General features: G+C 57.2%; 16 protein-coding genes. All 16 read left to right on the top strand.

The features are described from left to right. The first annotated feature begins 19 nt into the window (after window positions 1-19). The 16 genes from MIH19_RS06075 (at window position 20) to fliR (ending at window position 14,950) form a co-directional block, all read left to right on the top strand. A complete protein-coding gene (locus MIH19_RS06075; protein WP_249008011.1) occupies window positions 20-1,249 on the top strand; it encodes an ATP-binding protein in 1,230 nt (409 codons plus the stop codon). Between the two features lie 71 nt (window positions 1,250-1,320). After that, the gene (locus MIH19_RS06080) at window positions 1,321-2,811 is read left to right on the top strand and encodes a sigma-54 dependent transcriptional regulator (protein WP_249008012.1); all 1,491 of its coding nucleotides are present in this window, start codon (window positions 1,321-1,323) and stop codon (window positions 2,809-2,811) included. A gap of 291 nt (window positions 2,812-3,102) precedes the next feature. Further along, the gene (gene fliE, locus MIH19_RS06085; RefSeq protein WP_249008013.1) at window positions 3,103-3,471 is read left to right on the top strand and encodes a flagellar hook-basal body complex protein FliE; all 369 of its coding nucleotides are present in this window, start codon (window positions 3,103-3,105) and stop codon (window positions 3,469-3,471) included. Window positions 3,472-3,556: 85 nt separating this feature from the next. Beyond that, the gene (gene fliF, locus MIH19_RS06090) at window positions 3,557-5,254 is read left to right on the top strand and encodes a flagellar basal-body MS-ring/collar protein FliF (RefSeq protein ID WP_249008014.1); all 1,698 of its coding nucleotides are present in this window, start codon (window positions 3,557-3,559) and stop codon (window positions 5,252-5,254) included. Next, complete coding sequence (gene fliG, locus MIH19_RS06095; protein ID WP_249008015.1) at window positions 5,247-6,290, top strand: flagellar motor switch protein FliG; 1,044 nt, start codon at window positions 5,247-5,249, stop codon at window positions 6,288-6,290. The genes fliF and fliG overlap by 8 nt, the downstream gene beginning before the upstream one ends. Continuing rightward, window positions 6,290-7,066, top strand: coding sequence for a flagellar assembly protein FliH (locus MIH19_RS06100; protein WP_249008016.1), 777 nt, complete (start codon window positions 6,290-6,292; stop codon window positions 7,064-7,066). The genes fliG and MIH19_RS06100 overlap by 1 nt, the downstream gene beginning before the upstream one ends. Continuing rightward, a complete protein-coding gene (gene fliI, locus MIH19_RS06105; RefSeq protein ID WP_249008017.1) occupies window positions 7,047-8,486 on the top strand; it encodes a flagellar protein export ATPase FliI in 1,440 nt (479 codons plus the stop codon). Before MIH19_RS06100 ends, fliI begins: the two co-directional genes overlap by 20 nt. Then, entirely contained in the window at window positions 8,486-8,929 is a 444-nt protein-coding gene (gene fliJ / locus MIH19_RS06110) for a flagellar export protein FliJ (RefSeq protein WP_249008018.1), read from the top strand. Before fliI ends, fliJ begins: the two co-directional genes overlap by 1 nt. Window positions 8,930-9,107: 178 nt before the next feature. Further along, window positions 9,108-10,412 (top strand): flagellar hook-length control protein FliK, encoded by a 1,305-nt coding sequence (locus tag MIH19_RS06115; protein ID WP_249008019.1) that lies wholly within the window; start codon window positions 9,108-9,110, stop codon window positions 10,410-10,412. Window positions 10,413-10,492: 80 nt separating this feature from the next. Further along, a complete protein-coding gene (locus MIH19_RS06120; protein ID WP_249008020.1) occupies window positions 10,493-11,002 on the top strand; it encodes a flagellar basal body-associated FliL family protein in 510 nt (169 codons plus the stop codon). A gap of 71 nt (window positions 11,003-11,073) precedes the next feature. Continuing rightward, window positions 11,074-12,069, top strand: coding sequence for a flagellar motor switch protein FliM (fliM, locus tag MIH19_RS06125; protein ID WP_249008021.1), 996 nt, complete (start codon window positions 11,074-11,076; stop codon window positions 12,067-12,069). Beyond that, window positions 12,069-12,587 carry a flagellar motor switch protein FliN gene (fliN, locus tag MIH19_RS06130; protein WP_249008022.1) on the top strand — a complete coding sequence of 173 codons (519 nt, stop codon included), beginning with the start codon at window positions 12,069-12,071 and terminating at the stop codon, window positions 12,585-12,587. Before fliM ends, fliN begins: the two co-directional genes overlap by 1 nt. A gap of 61 nt (window positions 12,588-12,648) precedes the next feature. Then, entirely contained in the window at window positions 12,649-13,089 is a 441-nt protein-coding gene (gene fliO / locus MIH19_RS06135) for a flagellar biosynthetic protein FliO (protein ID WP_249008955.1), read from the top strand. Continuing rightward, on the top strand, window positions 13,073-13,852 hold the full coding sequence (gene fliP / locus MIH19_RS06140) for a flagellar type III secretion system pore protein FliP (protein WP_249008023.1): 780 nt from the start codon (window positions 13,073-13,075) through the stop codon (window positions 13,850-13,852). The genes fliO and fliP overlap by 17 nt, the downstream gene beginning before the upstream one ends. A 45-nt stretch (window positions 13,853-13,897) precedes the next feature. Next, window positions 13,898-14,167, top strand: a complete 270-nt coding sequence (gene fliQ / locus MIH19_RS06145) for a flagellar biosynthesis protein FliQ (RefSeq protein ID WP_249008024.1) — start codon at window positions 13,898-13,900, stop codon at window positions 14,165-14,167. Between the two features lie 3 nt (window positions 14,168-14,170). Then, entirely contained in the window at window positions 14,171-14,950 is a 780-nt protein-coding gene (fliR, locus tag MIH19_RS06150) for a flagellar biosynthetic protein FliR (protein WP_249008025.1), read from the top strand.

A 14,950-nucleotide genomic window follows, 5' to 3' on the forward strand; every position in this document is an offset into this window, starting at 1 on the left:
TTGGGTAAGGGAAAGGGTTATGAATCACGCACAATTTGCAATCGGGCAGACCAATGCACCGGCTAACGCCGCTGCCGATGTGAATGGCAAGGTAACGGCGCTGTTCCCGCAGCAAAGCGATGACGCGGTAGACTCCGCTTTGGACATGTTCAACCGCATGTCGCGCCAGATTACCGATTCTTACCGCACTCTGGAATCTCGCGTTAACCAGCTTTCCGGCGAACTATCGGAAGAGAGTCTGCAGCGTCAGCAAGAGCTGGAGAAAAAAGAACAACTTGCCGACCAGCTCACCACGTTGTTGAAGGCCTTGCCAGCCGGCGTGGTGGTGCTAGACAGCCAGGGTGTGGTTACCCAAACCAACCCTGCGGCCGTTGGCCTTTTGGGTGAGCCGCTGGATGGCGAACACTGGATTGATGTGATTCAGCGTTGCTTTGCGCCGCGCCAAGATGACGGTCACGAAATTTCACTGAAAGACGGGCGCCGGGTCAGTATTGAAATTCGCACCATGGAAAATCAGCCCGGCCAGTTAATTTTGCTGACGGATATGACCGAAACCCGACAGTTGCAGTCTCAGCTGGCCCATGCCCAGCGCTTATCCGCGATGGGCAAGATGGTAGCGTCATTGGCCCATCAGATTCGCACGCCGCTGTCGGCGGCGATTCTGTACGGCGGTCACCTGACCGAAGCCGATCTGGATGAAGAAATGCGCCAGCGCTGTGCCAATAGACTTATGTCGCGCCTGTCGCATCTGGAACAGCAGGTGCGCGACATGTTGATTTTTGCCCGCGGTGAAACCCGTTTGGCGGAAGAGCTGTCGGTAATCACTCTGGCGGTTGCACTGAAGTCGGCGGTAGACGCCATTGCCGAGCGCAGTGGTGCTGAGCTAATTCTCGACGCCCGGGGGGCTGAGGGCCACCTGTTGTGTAACCGTGATGCCCTGGTGGGTGCCTGTACCAATTTGGTCAACAACAGTATTGAAGCAGGGGCCACCAGCGTGCGCCTGGACCTCAGCGGTTGTGATCATGAGTTGGCCATCGAGGTAAGCGATAACGGCCCGGGGTTTGATCCGGCTATGGCTCCGCGATTGCAAGAAGCTTTCTACACCACAAAATCCCAGGGCACCGGCCTTGGCCTAGCGGTCGTACTTGCGGTGGTGAACGCACACCAGGGTCGCTTTGCGATCAACTCAAACGGCCAAGGTGGGGCTCAGGCCATGATTTGCCTGCCACTGTTAAATCGCACTAATTAATAGCAGCACTTGATTAACTCTGGCGGGCCGCACCGGCACGTACCATCGAACACGCAGTGGAGAACAGCACCATGACCAAGCCCCGGATTCTGATTGTTGAGGACGACCGTGACCTGCGCGAAGCCTTGGTGACAACCCTGGAGCTGGCCAAATTCCGCGTTCACGAGGCGGCAGACGGCCACGAAGCCTTGCGGCAGCTGTCCCAGGTGCCGGTTGATATGGTGGTTAGCGACGTTAATATGCCAGGATTGTCTGGCCACGAATTGCTGGCTGAAGTACAACGCCTGTACCCGGGCCTGCCGATGATGCTGATGACTGCTTACGGCCAGATCAGCCACGCAGTGTCTGCTATGCAGGCCGGTGCCATTGATTATTTGGTAAAGCCGTTCGAAGGCCATACCCTAGTCGACGCGGTCAGCAAAATTACCGGTCACAAGCGCCAGGCTGACAGCGATCGGCCGGTGGCGGAAGACCCGATCAGCAAACGCATGTTTCAGCTGGCAGCCAAAGTCGCCAACAGCGACTCAACGGTCATGATTTCAGGTGAAAGCGGCACCGGAAAGGAGGTGCTTGCGCGCTACATTCACCAGCATTCTCCCCGCGCCAACAAACCGTTTATTGCCATCAACTGCGCGGCTATTCCGGAAAACATGCTCGAAGCCATGCTCTTTGGTCATGAAAAAGGCGCCTTCACCGGTGCCATCGCGTCATCACCGGGCAAGTTCGAACAAGCCAACGGCGGCACGATTTTGCTGGATGAAGTGTCGGAAATGGACCCAGGCTTGCAATCCAAATTGCTGCGAGTGCTGCAGGAGCGGGAAGTAGAGCGAGTAGGCGGGCGCAAAACCATTGTGCTAGATGTGCGGGTGATTGCCACCACCAACCGGGATCTGGCCGAGCACGTGCGCGAAAGCCGTTTTCGTGAAGACCTTTATTATCGCCTGACGGTGTTCCCCATGCATTGGCAACCGTTGCGCGAGCGGCCGCTAGACATTCTTCCTCTGGCTAATGCGGTGTTGAAAAATCACAGCCGTAAATTGAAACTCAATGGCGTTAGTTTTGCTGCTGATGCCCGCGAGGCAATGCTGGCTCACCCCTGGCCGGGTAATGTACGCGAATTGGATAACGCCATACAAAGAGCGCTGGTGTTGCACCAGAGCAATGTGATTCATGTTGACGACCTGTGCCTGGACTTAGGCATCAGCGCGCGCCCGGCGGCACCCGTTGCCCCAATAGCGCCCATGGTATCAGCGACCGCAATAGTAGATGCAGAATCAACTACCGCTGATTCGCACTCAGTTGAGCTGGTTTCGCAGCCGGCAGTGCTCGACGCAGTTGGCACAGCGGGAGCCATGGCAAACCAGCAAGGTTCCCTGGGGACACTTGAAGGCGATCTGCGCCAGCAGGAGTTCCGACTTATTATTCAAACTCTGCGCCAGGAGCGTGGTCGCCGTAACCGCGCCGCCGAGCAGTTGGGTATTAGCCCCCGCACCTTGCGCTACAAGCTGGCGCAGATCCGTGAAGCAGGTATTGACCTGGACGCGGAAATGGCCTTGGCCTGATTTAAGGGCCGCCGGTTCCCCTAATCGCTTTTTTACGCAGCACTTCTTTTTATTCGGCACTCCTTCCTGGCACCCTTTTGGGTGCCTTTTTTGTTCGGCCGCCGGTTCCCCGATTCCTGTCAAAACTTCGACGCTTATCCGTTTCAACCTTTTGAAGACGAGGTTTTAGCGCGTTAAAGAAAATGTATATAACTGATTAAAAACACTTTTAAAAAGTTGGTCTGGGCTTTGCTGATTCTTCGGTAACGAGACAAATCACCCAGTTTCATATGGGTAGCCCGGGAGAAAGTTATGGTTCAGCGTGCCGATATCAACAGTGTTCTTGCCGACATCCGCAACCTGCGTTCGCAAATGACGCAGAACCAGCAGGTAGAGCAGAATCAATCTGTGCGCGGCCGTATTGATGGCCCGCGCCAGGTAGGCGAAACCGACGGAACGGCAAGTTTCAGCTCCATGCTAGGGCAGGCTGTGGGCAATGTGGCGGACGCGCAGAAAACCGCGGGTGATCTGCGCACAGCCTACGACATGGGCGAGCCCAACGTGGACATTACCCGGGTAATGATTGCCGCGCAGAAATCATCAGTGTCGTTTGAGGCGCTGACCCAGGTCCGTAACCGGGTAGTCAAAGCTTACGAAGACATCATGAACATGCCGGTATAACCGGCGCGCTTTATTTTAGAGCGTTTCAGAAAGTTTCAGAATTTTGATAGTCCATCGGGTCAAGGTTTAACCGGAGAGCAGCATCATGGCCAGCGTGCCTGCACAGACCACACAATCGAATTTGCCGGCGACCTCCGCAGCAGACAGCACAGGCGAAGGTCGCAGCCGCGCCTTTATGGGTTTCAACAGGCTGGATCTGCTGCGTCAGATAGGCCTGATGGTGGGCTTGGCGGCCAGCGTTGCGTTGGGCGTGGCGGTGGTGCTGTGGGCCCAAGAGCCTAACTATCAGCCGGTGCTGGGTGACTTGTCATCGTACAACCCGCAAGACGTGACCAGAATTCTGGACACCAACGGAATCGATTATAAGATGGACCCGCGCACCGGTGCACTTCTGGTGGTAGCTGATCAGGTTTACAACGCACGCCTGAGGCTGGCGGCGGAGGGCGTTACTGATCAAAAAACTCTGGGTTTCGAATTGCTGGACCAGGATCGTGGTTTGGGTACCTCCCAATATATGGAAACCATCAGCTATCGCCGCGGTTTGGAAGGCGAATTGGCGCGTACCATCGCCAGTATGCGCGGCATTCGCAGTGCCCGGGTACATCTGGCCATTCCGGAGCGCTCGGTGTTCATCCGCGATGCCCGCGAGCCTTCAGCCTCGGTGTTTCTGGAAGTGTTTGCCGGGCGCCGCCCGGAGCAGGAGCACATTGCCGCCATTGTTAATCTGGTGGCGGGCAGCGTGCCGATGATGACCAAGTCCGGTGTGACCGTGGTTGATCAGAATGGCAATCTGCTGACAGGCAGCGACGCTAAAACCGACACCGATCGCATGTCCGACCAATACGACTTCACCGACAGGGTGGAGGAGCGCCTGAGCCACCGGGTGTCGTCGCTGATTTCGCCGATTGTGGGCGAAGGCCGCTATCGCACCGAAGTGTCCGCAGATCTTGATTTCTCTTCGGTGGAGCAAGCTGAAGAATTGTTCAACCCGGAACAACAGGCGGTGCGCAGCGAGCGCAAGTTAACCGAAAGCCGCGGCGCTGGCGGCGCACCCATTGGCATTCCCGGAGCCCTGTCGAATCAGCCCCCTGCTAACGCCACCGTGCCACAACAGGCCAATGCCGCCGGTGCCGAGCCTGCACCAGCGCCGGTAGATGTGCGCAGCGAATCCACCCGCAATTACGAGATAGACCGCACCGTTAGCTACGTTCGCCAGGAATTGGGCCGGATCAAGCGTCTGACCGTCGCCCTGGCGGTGGATGACATGAAGGTAGTCAATGCCGACACCGGCGCGGTCACCTACGAGCCCTGGCCGGAACAGGAATTACAGCGCCTGAGCATGCTGGTTCGCGACGCAGTGGGCTACTCTGCGGCCCGCGGCGACAGCGTTACAGTGATGAATACCGCGTTTGCTCCGGAACAGGTCGTGGCCTACGACGCCCCCGGTTTTTGGACTCAACCCTGGTTTTGGGACCTGATGAAGCAGGTTCTGGCCGGTCTGGTGGTATTGGTGCTGGTATTGGGTCTGCTGCGGCCCACCCTGAAAAATCTGTCGAACGGCAATAAAGGCCTGGCTGGCGGCGATAATGAAGGTTACGGCGATCTGGACGGCATCGAAGGTGGCGATTCCCTGCGCCAAGCCATGGCCAATCAGGACGACCTGCTTTTACCCGGTAGCACAGGGGGCTATGATAGGCAGCTGAACGCCCTAAAAGGGCTGATTGCCGAAGATCCGGCACGGGTTGCACAGGTAATGCGACAATGGGTGAATGTTGATGACTGATCAGGCAAACCAGAGCGTCGGCAGCGCGCCGGCGAAACCCGCACGCAAAATTTCGAGGGTAGAGCAGGCGGCCATTCTGTTGATGTCGCTGGGCGAAGGCGACGCCGCGGAAGTGCTAAAGCACATGGGCCCGAAGGAAGTGCAGAAGGTTGGCGTGGCCATGGCACAAATGCGCGATATCAGCAAAGACGACGTCAGCGGCGTACTCAACAACTTTATCGACGCCGTGGGCGGCCAGACCGGACTGGGCGTGGGCAACGACGATTACATTCGTGCCATGCTGACCCAGGCCCTGGGTAACGACAAAGCCGCCAGCCTGATTGACCGTATTCTGATTGGTGGCAATACCACCGGGTTAGACACTCTGAAGTGGATGGAGCCCCGCGCGGTGGGCGATATCATCCGGTACGAACACCCGCAAATTCAGGCCATCGTTATTTCCTATCTCGACCCGGACCAGTCTGCCGAAATTTTGGCCGCTCTGGACCCGAAAGTGCGATTAGATGTGATGATGCGCGTTGCGACTCTGGAAACCATACAGCCCCAGGCGTTGCAGGAGCTGAACGACATTCTGGAAAAACAGTTCTCTGGCAGCTCCTCGACGCAAACCAGCCGGATTGGCGGCATAAAGCGCGCCGCTGACATCATGAACTTTATGGACCGCAGCATCGAATCCAGTCTGCTGGAATCCATCAAGGAAACCGACCCGGATCTGGCAACCACCATTGAAGACCTGATGTTTGTATTCGACAATCTGAAGGACGTGGACGACCGTGGCATTCAGGCCTTGCTGCGTGAAGTGTCGTCTGAAGTGCTGGTGATTGCGCTCAAGGGCGCCGATGACGATGTCAAAGACAAAATTTTCAAGAATATGTCCAAGCGTGCCGCTGAACTCTTGCAGGACGATCTGGAAACCAAGGGCCCTGTTAAAGTAAGTGATGTAGAAAGCGCACAAAAAGACATCATAAGCATCGCCCGCCGCATGGCCGAAGCCGGTGAAATCACCCTCGGTGGCGGCGGCGAAGAAATGATGTAATGGCCGACTCCCGCAACGACCGCAGCCGCATCCCGAAAGAACAGCTCACCGCTTACGAGCGTTGGGAGTTGCCCCTGCTTGACGCCCGTGGCAACGAAGTTCCCCGCGAAGAAGAGCGTGATATCAAACCGCTGACCGCCGCGGAGCTTCAGGATATTCACCAACAGGCGGAAGCGGAAGGCCACGGTGCCGGGCTTGAAAAAGGTCATCAGGAAGGTTTTGCCAAAGGCCGCGAAGAAGGTTTTGCTCAAGGCGTGAAGGCTGGCACTGTCGAAGGCCGCGAGAAAGGCGAGCGCGCGGGGCGCGAACACAGCCAGCAGCAGATGCAGGCGTTGGAAAAGCGCCTGGACTCAGTGATGGAATCACTGGTATTACCCATTCGCCAGCAGCAAAACGACCTGGAAGAGGCGTTGGTTCAGCTTGCGACGGCGGTGGCCAAAGCGGTTGTCCAGCGCGAGCTATCCCAGGACTCCAGCCATATTCTGCAGGTTGTTCTCCAAGCTATGGCGGCACTGCCATCCACCACTGAAACCGTGCGCATCAGCGCCAATCCCCAGGATATTGAGCCGCTGCAAGCGTCTTTGGCGCGGCTTGATGCGTCCACGAAGCTGGTGGAAGACACCGCCGTCAGCCCCGGCGGTTGCCGCGTGGAAACCCGCTACTCGCTGGTGGATTTCACCGTTGAAAAACGTTTTCAACAGGTGGTTCACGCCTTGGTAAACGATGCCAGCACAAACGAATCCCAGGAGCCCGGCGATGACAGCTCCGCCCTCTGATGCCCTATCTGACCGCTCACCTGGTAGCTTGTCTGGCACCCTTGCCGAACGCCTGAACCGGCGTAGCCGCAACGTACAGGCACAACAAACACCGGAACTGGCTGGCCGCCTGACCCGCATGGTCGGGCTTACGCTGGAATGCGTGGGCGTGCCTATGGTGGTGGGCGACCGCTGCGTTATTCAGAGCCAAGGCAGTGGCGTGGTCGAAGCCGAAGTGGTCGGCTTTGAAGATGAAAAAGTGTATTTGATGCCACTGACCGCCATTGAAGGCCTTCGCCCTGGCGCATTGGTGGTGCCCTTGTCTACAACCAGTCGGGTGCCGGTGGGCAATCAACTGCTGGGGCGAGTGGTTGACGGCAGTGGCGAGCCGCTGGACGGAAAAGGCCCGCTGCACGCTGAAGCCCGCGTGTCGCTCAGCGGCGACATCATCAACCCGTTGAACCGAGCGCCGGTGCGCCAACCTATGGACGTGGGCATTCGTGCCATAAACGCGCTGCTTACCGTGGGGCAGGGCCAGCGCCTTGGCCTGTTCGCTGGCAGCGGCGTGGGCAAAAGTGTGCTGCTAGGCATGATGACCCGATTTACCAACGCCGACGTCACCGTGGTCGGGCTGATTGGCGAGCGCGGCCGCGAAGTGAAAGAATTCATTGAAGACATTCTGGGTGAAGAAGGCTTGGCCCGTTCCGTGGTGGTGGCTTCACCCGCCGACGATTCACCTCTGATGCGTCTGCGCGCGGCTATGCTGACTACGCGCATTGCCGAATTTTACCGCGATCAGGGCAAGCGTGTGCTGCTGCTGATGGATTCGTTGACCCGCTATGCCCAGGCCCAGCGTGAAATTGCCCTGGCGGTGGGTGAGCCACCGGCCACCAAGGGCTACCCGCCATCGGTATTTGCCAAATTGCCACAGTTGGTGGAGCGCACCGGCAACGGTCGCCCCGGCGGCGGGTCCATTACGGCCTTTTACACGGTGTTGACGGAAGGCGACGATCAGCAAGACCCGATTGCCGATGCCGCCCGCGCCATTCTGGACGGCCATATTGTGTTGTCGCGGCGGCTGGCGGAAGAAGGCCATTACCCGGCTATCGATGTTGAAGCGTCCATCAGCCGGGTTATGCCCCAGGTGACCGATCCTGAACACTTCGCCCGGGCGCAGCGGTTTAAACAGGTGTACTCGCGCTACCAGCAGGCGCGGGATTTGATCAGCGTAGGCGCTTATGTCAAAGGCAGCGACCCGGAAACCGACTTTGCCGTTGCGCACATTGCCAATATGCGGCAGTTCCTGAAGCAGGGACTCAGTGAAAAAACCTCGCTGACCGACAGCGTTGAGCAACTGCTTGCCGTGGTGCCGGAGCGGCGTTCGCCCGAACGCATGCAGGTGGCTGCGCCAAATCCGACTGCCGCCGGGAGTAATCCGTAATGCAGCGTTCGCAACGCCTTGGCGTGGTGCTGGCGGTGGAGCAACGCAAAGAGAAACAGGCGCTGGAACGCATGGGCGAGGCTCGCACCCTGATGGCTCAGCGGGAACAGCAAATTCAGGAACTTCAGCGCTATCATCAGGAATATCGCCAGCAAATCCGTGACGGCCAGCAGGGCGTGATTGCGGTTAGCCGGTTGCAAGCCTGGCAGGCGTTTATGGGTCAGCTTGACCAGTTAATCGGGCAGCAGCAGGTTCAGCTTGAACAGGCAAATCAGGTGTTTGAAGTTCGTCGCAACGAATGGTTGAAAGCCTGGGAAAAACGCCGTGGCATGGAGAATTTCATCACAACCTGTCGCCAGCAGGAGCAACGTGAGCAAGATTCCCGCGAACAGAAGCAGGCCGACGAAGTCGCTGGCCGGGCGTTTCTGCGCCGACCCCGCTGACGCGCTCTGGCATCGATCTTGCTACACCTCTTTTAGCTTTGTTACTTATGCGGAATAACGGCCATTGAACGCCGTTTTCCGGTTTTTGGATTACTTTCAAGCTACTTTCAAGCTACTTTCAAACTACTTTTAAGCTACTTTCAAACTACTACGCGGCCACACGCGGCAAGAGGTTGCCATGTCCCAAATGCTTCTCCCCCAAGGCTCTGCCAGCGCAATCAGCGAACAGGCGGCCAGTCGCTCGGCAAAAAGTCGTGACGGCGGTTACGCCGACAGTGGCAACGGCGGCAACAGCCGTTATCAAGACGTGTCCCGTGAACACACGCAAACCCTGGTACGTCAGGATCAGGCTAAAAACCGGTCTGCCGCTCAGCAAGCGGTTGCGAAAGACTCAAAAGCCGACGCCCAGAAAGCCAATGCAGCGGATAAAAACGCTGCTGCCCCCCGGGCAGCGGATACCGCCAAAAAACCTGCCGATGCTGACCGTAGCCGCCAAGCCGAAGCGGATGACGTTGGCAAGGTCAATGAACCCCGCAGCGACAACATCGAGCCCGGGGCTATAACCAACCCGCAGAACAACGCTGCCGAAAATACCGACACCGAAGACCTGCCCGACCCGGAACCGGTGGCACTCACCTTTATGGAATTGCAGGCCATGCTGGCACCGGTGGCGCCGGCCCCCGGTGCCGCTGGCAGCGCGGTGGTTATGAATAGCGCCGCCGGCGTTGCCTTGGCCAGTGCCGGCGCCATGCCGGCCGCAGGCATTCCAGGGCAATCACTGAATCCGCTGGCGGCGCCTGGCGTTATAGAGGCCGGCACAGAGGGTGCAGCGACCGGCTTGAGTGCCAGCCAAGCTGCGGGCCTGGCCCTCACCGACACATTGCGCAACGGGGAAAGCCTGCGCCCGGTAGACGGCGCCAATTTGGTGGCCGACAGCCGTCTGCAAGGCAGCGCCGACAGTCTGTTGCAGCAGCCCAACAGTGCCGCCCGGGTGCAGACCGATCCCGCGCTGGCTCTGCGCGGTTACACAACGTCTGTAGACGTGCCGGTGGGCCAGGCCGATTGGGGCGACAAAGTAATGGGTAAACTCACTTGGCTTACCGCACGCAACATGTCGATGGCTGAAATTCATCTGTCCCCGGCAGACCTGGGCCCGATGGAAGTAAAGGTGCGTATGCACAACGATCAGGCCAGCATAACGGTGCACGCGGCCAACCCGATGGTACGCGATCAGTTAGAGCAGCATTCCCACCGTTTGCGTGACATGCTGAGTGAGCAGGGCGTTTCGCTGGAGCGATTTGATGTGTCTGACCAGCCCCGCCAGCAATCCGGTGAACAAGGCAATGCGGAGGCCGGCAGTAACGGTGGCCAAGGCCGCCGCGGTGGCGATGGCCTGGCGTCTGAACTGGGTGGTCAGGATGTTATTTTAGCAGGCGGGCAGCTGGATTTGAGCTGGCGTGGTGAGGTTGACGTGTTTGCCTAGGCAAACTGTTTTGCCCAAGGCTGAGCTGAACGGTAAACTGCGCGCAACGGCTTATTTGGGCTTCACAGGATCGATTACTTATGGCAGAGAACACCAGCGCTGATGAACCCGTAGCGAAAAAAAGCAAACTCAAGCTCTTTGTGTTGCTGGGCTTTTTGATTTTGTTGGCTATTGGTTTGGCTGTTGCCGGTGCGCTCTGGTTTATGAATGGCAGCCTGCCCGGCATGGGCGGTGACGAAACCGTTGAAGAACAGGCCAAAGAACCGGAATATCTACCCAGCGTTTATCTGGAGCTGGAAAACCCCTTGCTGGCCACCGTGCAAGCTGAAGGCCGCCAGCGTTACGCCCAGGTGTATGTGTCACTGGAAGCGGAAAGCCAGGCGGTGCTTGATGCCGCCAAAGTGCATTTGCCATTGCTGCGCAGCCAGCTGATTCAGCTAATGGGAAATCGCAGCTTTGACAGCTTGCGCGCTTCGGAAGGCCGCCAGGAGCTGGCACAGGCGATGACTGACAAGGTCAATGAGCTATTGGCCAACGAGAACGTAGCCGCTATTCGCCAGGTGTTGTTCAGCAACTTTGTTGTTCAGTAATTTTGTGGTTCAGTAAGGTGGACGTTTGATATAGCCGCCATGCGGCTGGAATCTTCACGGCGGAATTGACTATGCAGGACTTGCTGTCTCAGGACGAAATCGATGCGCTCCTTCATGGAGTAGACGACGTTGACATCGACGCCTACGACGACACCGACAAAGACGGCGTAAAAAAATACGATTTGGCCAGCCAGGACCGGATCGTCCGCGGGCGCATGCCAACACTGGAAATGATTAACGAGCGTTTTGCCCGGTACACCCGCATCAGCCTATTCAATATGCTGCGGCGCACCGCCGATGTGTCAACCAGCGGCGTTCAGATCATGAAGTTCGGCGAGTACGTGCACACCCTTTATGTGCCAACCAGTTTGAACCTGTGCAAAATCCGTCCGCTGCGCGGCACGTCTTTGTTTGTGCTGGATGCAAAACTGGTCTTTAAACTGGTGGACAACTTCTTCGGTGGCCAGGGCCGTCACGCCAAAATTGAGGGCCGCGAATTCACCCCTACCGAAAACCGCATTGTGCAGATGATGCTGAATCAGGTGTTCCACGACATGCAGGAAGCCTGGCAGACGGTGTTAAAAGTGAATTTCGAGTATCTGAGCTCGGAAGTGAACCCGTCTATGGCCAATATTGTCAGCCCCAGCGAAGTGGTCGTGGTGAGCACCTTTCATATAGAACTGGACGGCGGTGGCGGCGAGCTGCACTTTGCGCTGCCATACTCGATGATTGAGCCCATTCGCGATGTGTTAGACGCTGGCGTGCAAAGCGACATCGACGACACCGACGAACGTTGGGTAAGCGCGCTTCAGGAAGACATCAAGGCGGTGAGTGTGGCGGTGAACTCTACAATTTGCCGGCGTCACATTTCACTGCGCGAAGTGGCCAAGTTTAAAGCCGGTGACATTATACCCATTGAAATGGCAGATCATTTAACCGTCACCGCTAACGGTATTCCGATATACACCGCAACGTTGGGCACCCGCGATGATAAATTGGCATTGAGAATTCACGGACGGGCGACGTTGCCCAAGGTCAAGAAACAACTGAAGGTAGGGCGCACCTAATGGCTGACGACGATAAAACAGACGACCAAAATATAAGCGAAGACGAAAAGCTGGCAGCGGAGTGGGAAGCCGCGATGGGTGAGTCTGGTGCAGATTCCGGTGTAGAGCCTGACAGCACCGAAGACGACTGGGACGCGGCGATGGCCGAGGCGGCTGGCGCCGGGAATAATGATAAAGAAAGCGACAAAAAAAACAACGTGCGTGCAGCGCCCATGGAAGAGTTTGGTTCAGACAGCGTTAACACCTCAAAAGGCTCGCCAGATCTCGACGTGATCATGGACATACCGGTGACCATCTCGATGGAAGTCGGCAATACCATGATTCCCATCCGCAATTTACTACAGCTGAATCAGGGTTCGGTGATCGAGCTTGACCGTCTGGCCGGCGAGCCGCTGGACGTGCTGGTGAATGGCACCTTGATTGCCCACGGCGAGGTCGTGATGGTTAACGATAAATTTGGCATTCGCCTGACTGACGTCATGAGCCCGGGCGAGCGCATTAAGCGCTTGCAGAAATAGTATGACGTTAAAGCTCTTGCAGGCAGTCCCTATATTCTGGTTGATGGCGGCATTTCCGGCCATGGCAGAGCCCGCTGCGTCGCAAGCGCAAACACAACTAAGTGGGGCGACGCGCACTCCGGATACCCTATCTACACTGGTGAGCCTGGGTTTGGGCTTGCTGGCGGTGATTGCGATTATCTATGGCTGTGCCTGGCTGATCCGCCGCATGACCGGCATGACCGGCATGAACAACAGCGCCATTAAAGTGGTATCGGTGATGGCCCTGGGCGCCCGCGAACGCATTGCGGTGGTGGATGTGGCTGGCCAGCAGTTGCTGCTGGGTATTACTCCCAGCACCATTCGCACTCTGCACGTGTTTGATGAGCCAGTCGTGAGTGTAGGCAGCAGCGCGCCCAGCGGTGAATTTGCCCGCAAACTCCACTCCCTGATGAATAAAACCCAGGCCCCGAATGCGGCGGCCGACAGTTCTGGCAGATCGACCGATGACCGCAAGATTTGAACCTGTGCGCCTGCTAAAGGCGCTATTGCCGTTACTGACCGTCATCGCTGCCATGGTCTGGGCGCCGCTGGCTCAGGCAGACCTGCCCGGCATACCCGCGTTCACCGTAGAACCCGGTGCCGGCGAGGGCCAGCAGGAATATTCGGTGACCCTGCAGATTCTGGCGCTGATGACGGCGCTGACGTTTTTGCCGGCGATGTTGATGATGATGACGTCGTTCACCCGCATCATTATCGTATTTTCCATATTGCGCCAGGCCCTGGGCCTGCAATCGGCGCCGTCCAATCAAATTTTGCTGGGGCTGGCGTTGTTTATGACCATATTCATTATGAAACCGGTGCTGGAAGAAGCCAACCAGGTAGGGTTGCAACCCTACCTGCAGGAAGAAATGACCTCGCTGGAAGCCGTGGAAGCCGCGTCGGAGCCGTTCAAAAAGTTCATGCTGGCACAAACCCGCGAGAGCGACCTGGGCCTGTTCATGCGCATGGCTGACGAGCAGTTTGCCGGCCCCGAAGACGTCACATTCTGGGTGCTACTACCGGCGTTTGTCACCAGTGAGCTGAAAACTGCGTTTCAGATCGGTTTTATACTGTTCATACCTTTTTTGATCATCGACATGGTGGTGGCCAGCGTGCTGATGGCCATGGGTATGATGATGCTGTCGCCGATTATTATCTCGCTACCGTTTAAAATCATGCTGTTTGTGCTGGTAGACGGTTGGGCGTTGATAATGGGCACCCTGGCGGCCAGTTATGGCCTTTAGTGTGCGCGGCGCCGAATGCCATGAAGAGCTAAATGGAGACCACCTATGACCCCGGAAACCGTCATCGATATTCTGCGCGAAGCGCTGTGGATGATTGTGCTGCTGGCCACAGTGATCATTACCCCGGGCCTGGTGATTGGTTTAGTGGTGAGTACCTTTCAGGCTGCCACCCAAATCAACGAACAAACCCTGAGCTTTCTGCCGCGCTTGCTGATTACCCTGATCGTTATTATTGTGATGGGACCGTGGATGCTGACACAGCTGCTGGACCACGCTAATGCGCTCTTCTCCCGCATTCCCTTTTTGATCGGCTGACCCATGCTGCCTACCGAACTCGGTGCCGATCTGATAGGCCAGTGGGTTGGCCAGCATTTATGGCCACTGTTCCGCATTGCCAGCTTTCTGATGGTGATTCCCATTTTTGGTACCCAGTTGGTGCCCGCGCGCGCGCGTCTGGGTCTCGCCCTGTTGATGACCATTATCGTGGTGCCGATAATTCCCCCGGTGCCCCAGGTAGAAGCCTTAAGCGCCGATGCAGTGGTAATTACCCTGCAGCAGATATTGATTGGTGTGGGGTTGGGCTTCGCGCTAACCGCTCTGTGGCAGCTGTTCGTGATTGCCGGCCAAATGATTGCCATGCAAATGGGCCTGGGCTTTGCGTCTATGGTGGACCCCGCCAACGGCGTGAACGTGGCGGTGCTGGCGCAAATCTACACCATCACCATCACTTTGTTGTTTCTGGCAATGAATGGCCACTTGGTGGCGTTTGAAGTGTTTATCGAGAGTTTTCGCACCTTGCCTATTGGCCTTGAAGGCCTGGGGCAGGCCGGGGTGTGGCAATTGGCGCACCGTATCAGCTGGATGTTTGTATCGGCGATGCTGATGGCGCTGCCGGCGGTAACGGCGGTGTTGATTGTCAGTATTTCTTTTGGGGTGATGACCCGCGCCGCGCCGCAGATGAATATTTTTGCCCTTGGCTTCCCCATTGGCCTGATTTTTGGATTGTTTGCTATCTGGGTGTTGCACGCCAATTTTCTACCGCATTTCGATGTTTACACTCGGCAGACGTTTGATTTCATGCGCGAGTTGCAGCAGTAG

This window comes from Marinobacter sp. M1C, assembly GCF_023314135.1.
Lineage (GTDB): Bacteria > Pseudomonadota > Gammaproteobacteria > Pseudomonadales > Oleiphilaceae > Marinobacter.

Excerpts from the sequence above, each read along its gene's own strand:
- MIH19_RS06080 (WP_249008012.1), top strand. The coding sequence starts at position 1,321 with ATGACCAAGCCCCGGATTCTGATTGTTGAGGACGACCGTGACCTGCGC.
- MIH19_RS06120 (WP_249008020.1), top strand. The coding sequence starts at position 10,493 with ATGGCAGAGAACACCAGCGCTGATGAACCCGTAGCGAAAAAAAGCAAA.
- fliN (WP_249008022.1), top strand. The coding sequence starts at position 12,069 with ATGGCTGACGACGATAAAACAGACGACCAAAATATAAGCGAAGACGAA.
- fliO (WP_249008955.1), top strand. The coding sequence starts at position 12,649 with ATGGCAGAGCCCGCTGCGTCGCAAGCGCAAACACAACTAAGTGGGGCG.
- fliI (WP_249008017.1), top strand. The coding sequence starts at position 7,047 with ATGACAGCTCCGCCCTCTGATGCCCTATCTGACCGCTCACCTGGTAGC.
- fliQ (WP_249008024.1), top strand. The coding sequence starts at position 13,898 with ATGACCCCGGAAACCGTCATCGATATTCTGCGCGAAGCGCTGTGGATG.
- fliJ (WP_249008018.1), top strand. The coding sequence starts at position 8,486 with ATGCAGCGTTCGCAACGCCTTGGCGTGGTGCTGGCGGTGGAGCAACGC.
- fliP (WP_249008023.1), top strand. The coding sequence starts at position 13,073 with ATGACCGCAAGATTTGAACCTGTGCGCCTGCTAAAGGCGCTATTGCCG.
- MIH19_RS06115 (WP_249008019.1), top strand. The coding sequence starts at position 9,108 with ATGTCCCAAATGCTTCTCCCCCAAGGCTCTGCCAGCGCAATCAGCGAA.
- fliG (WP_249008015.1), top strand. The coding sequence starts at position 5,247 with ATGACTGATCAGGCAAACCAGAGCGTCGGCAGCGCGCCGGCGAAACCC.
- fliR (WP_249008025.1), top strand. The coding sequence starts at position 14,171 with ATGCTGCCTACCGAACTCGGTGCCGATCTGATAGGCCAGTGGGTTGGC.
- fliE (WP_249008013.1), top strand. The coding sequence starts at position 3,103 with ATGGTTCAGCGTGCCGATATCAACAGTGTTCTTGCCGACATCCGCAAC.
- MIH19_RS06075 (WP_249008011.1), top strand. The coding sequence starts at position 20 with ATGAATCACGCACAATTTGCAATCGGGCAGACCAATGCACCGGCTAAC.
- MIH19_RS06100 (WP_249008016.1), top strand. The coding sequence starts at position 6,290 with ATGGCCGACTCCCGCAACGACCGCAGCCGCATCCCGAAAGAACAGCTC.
- fliM (WP_249008021.1), top strand. The coding sequence starts at position 11,074 with ATGCAGGACTTGCTGTCTCAGGACGAAATCGATGCGCTCCTTCATGGA.
- fliF (WP_249008014.1), top strand. The coding sequence starts at position 3,557 with ATGGCCAGCGTGCCTGCACAGACCACACAATCGAATTTGCCGGCGACC.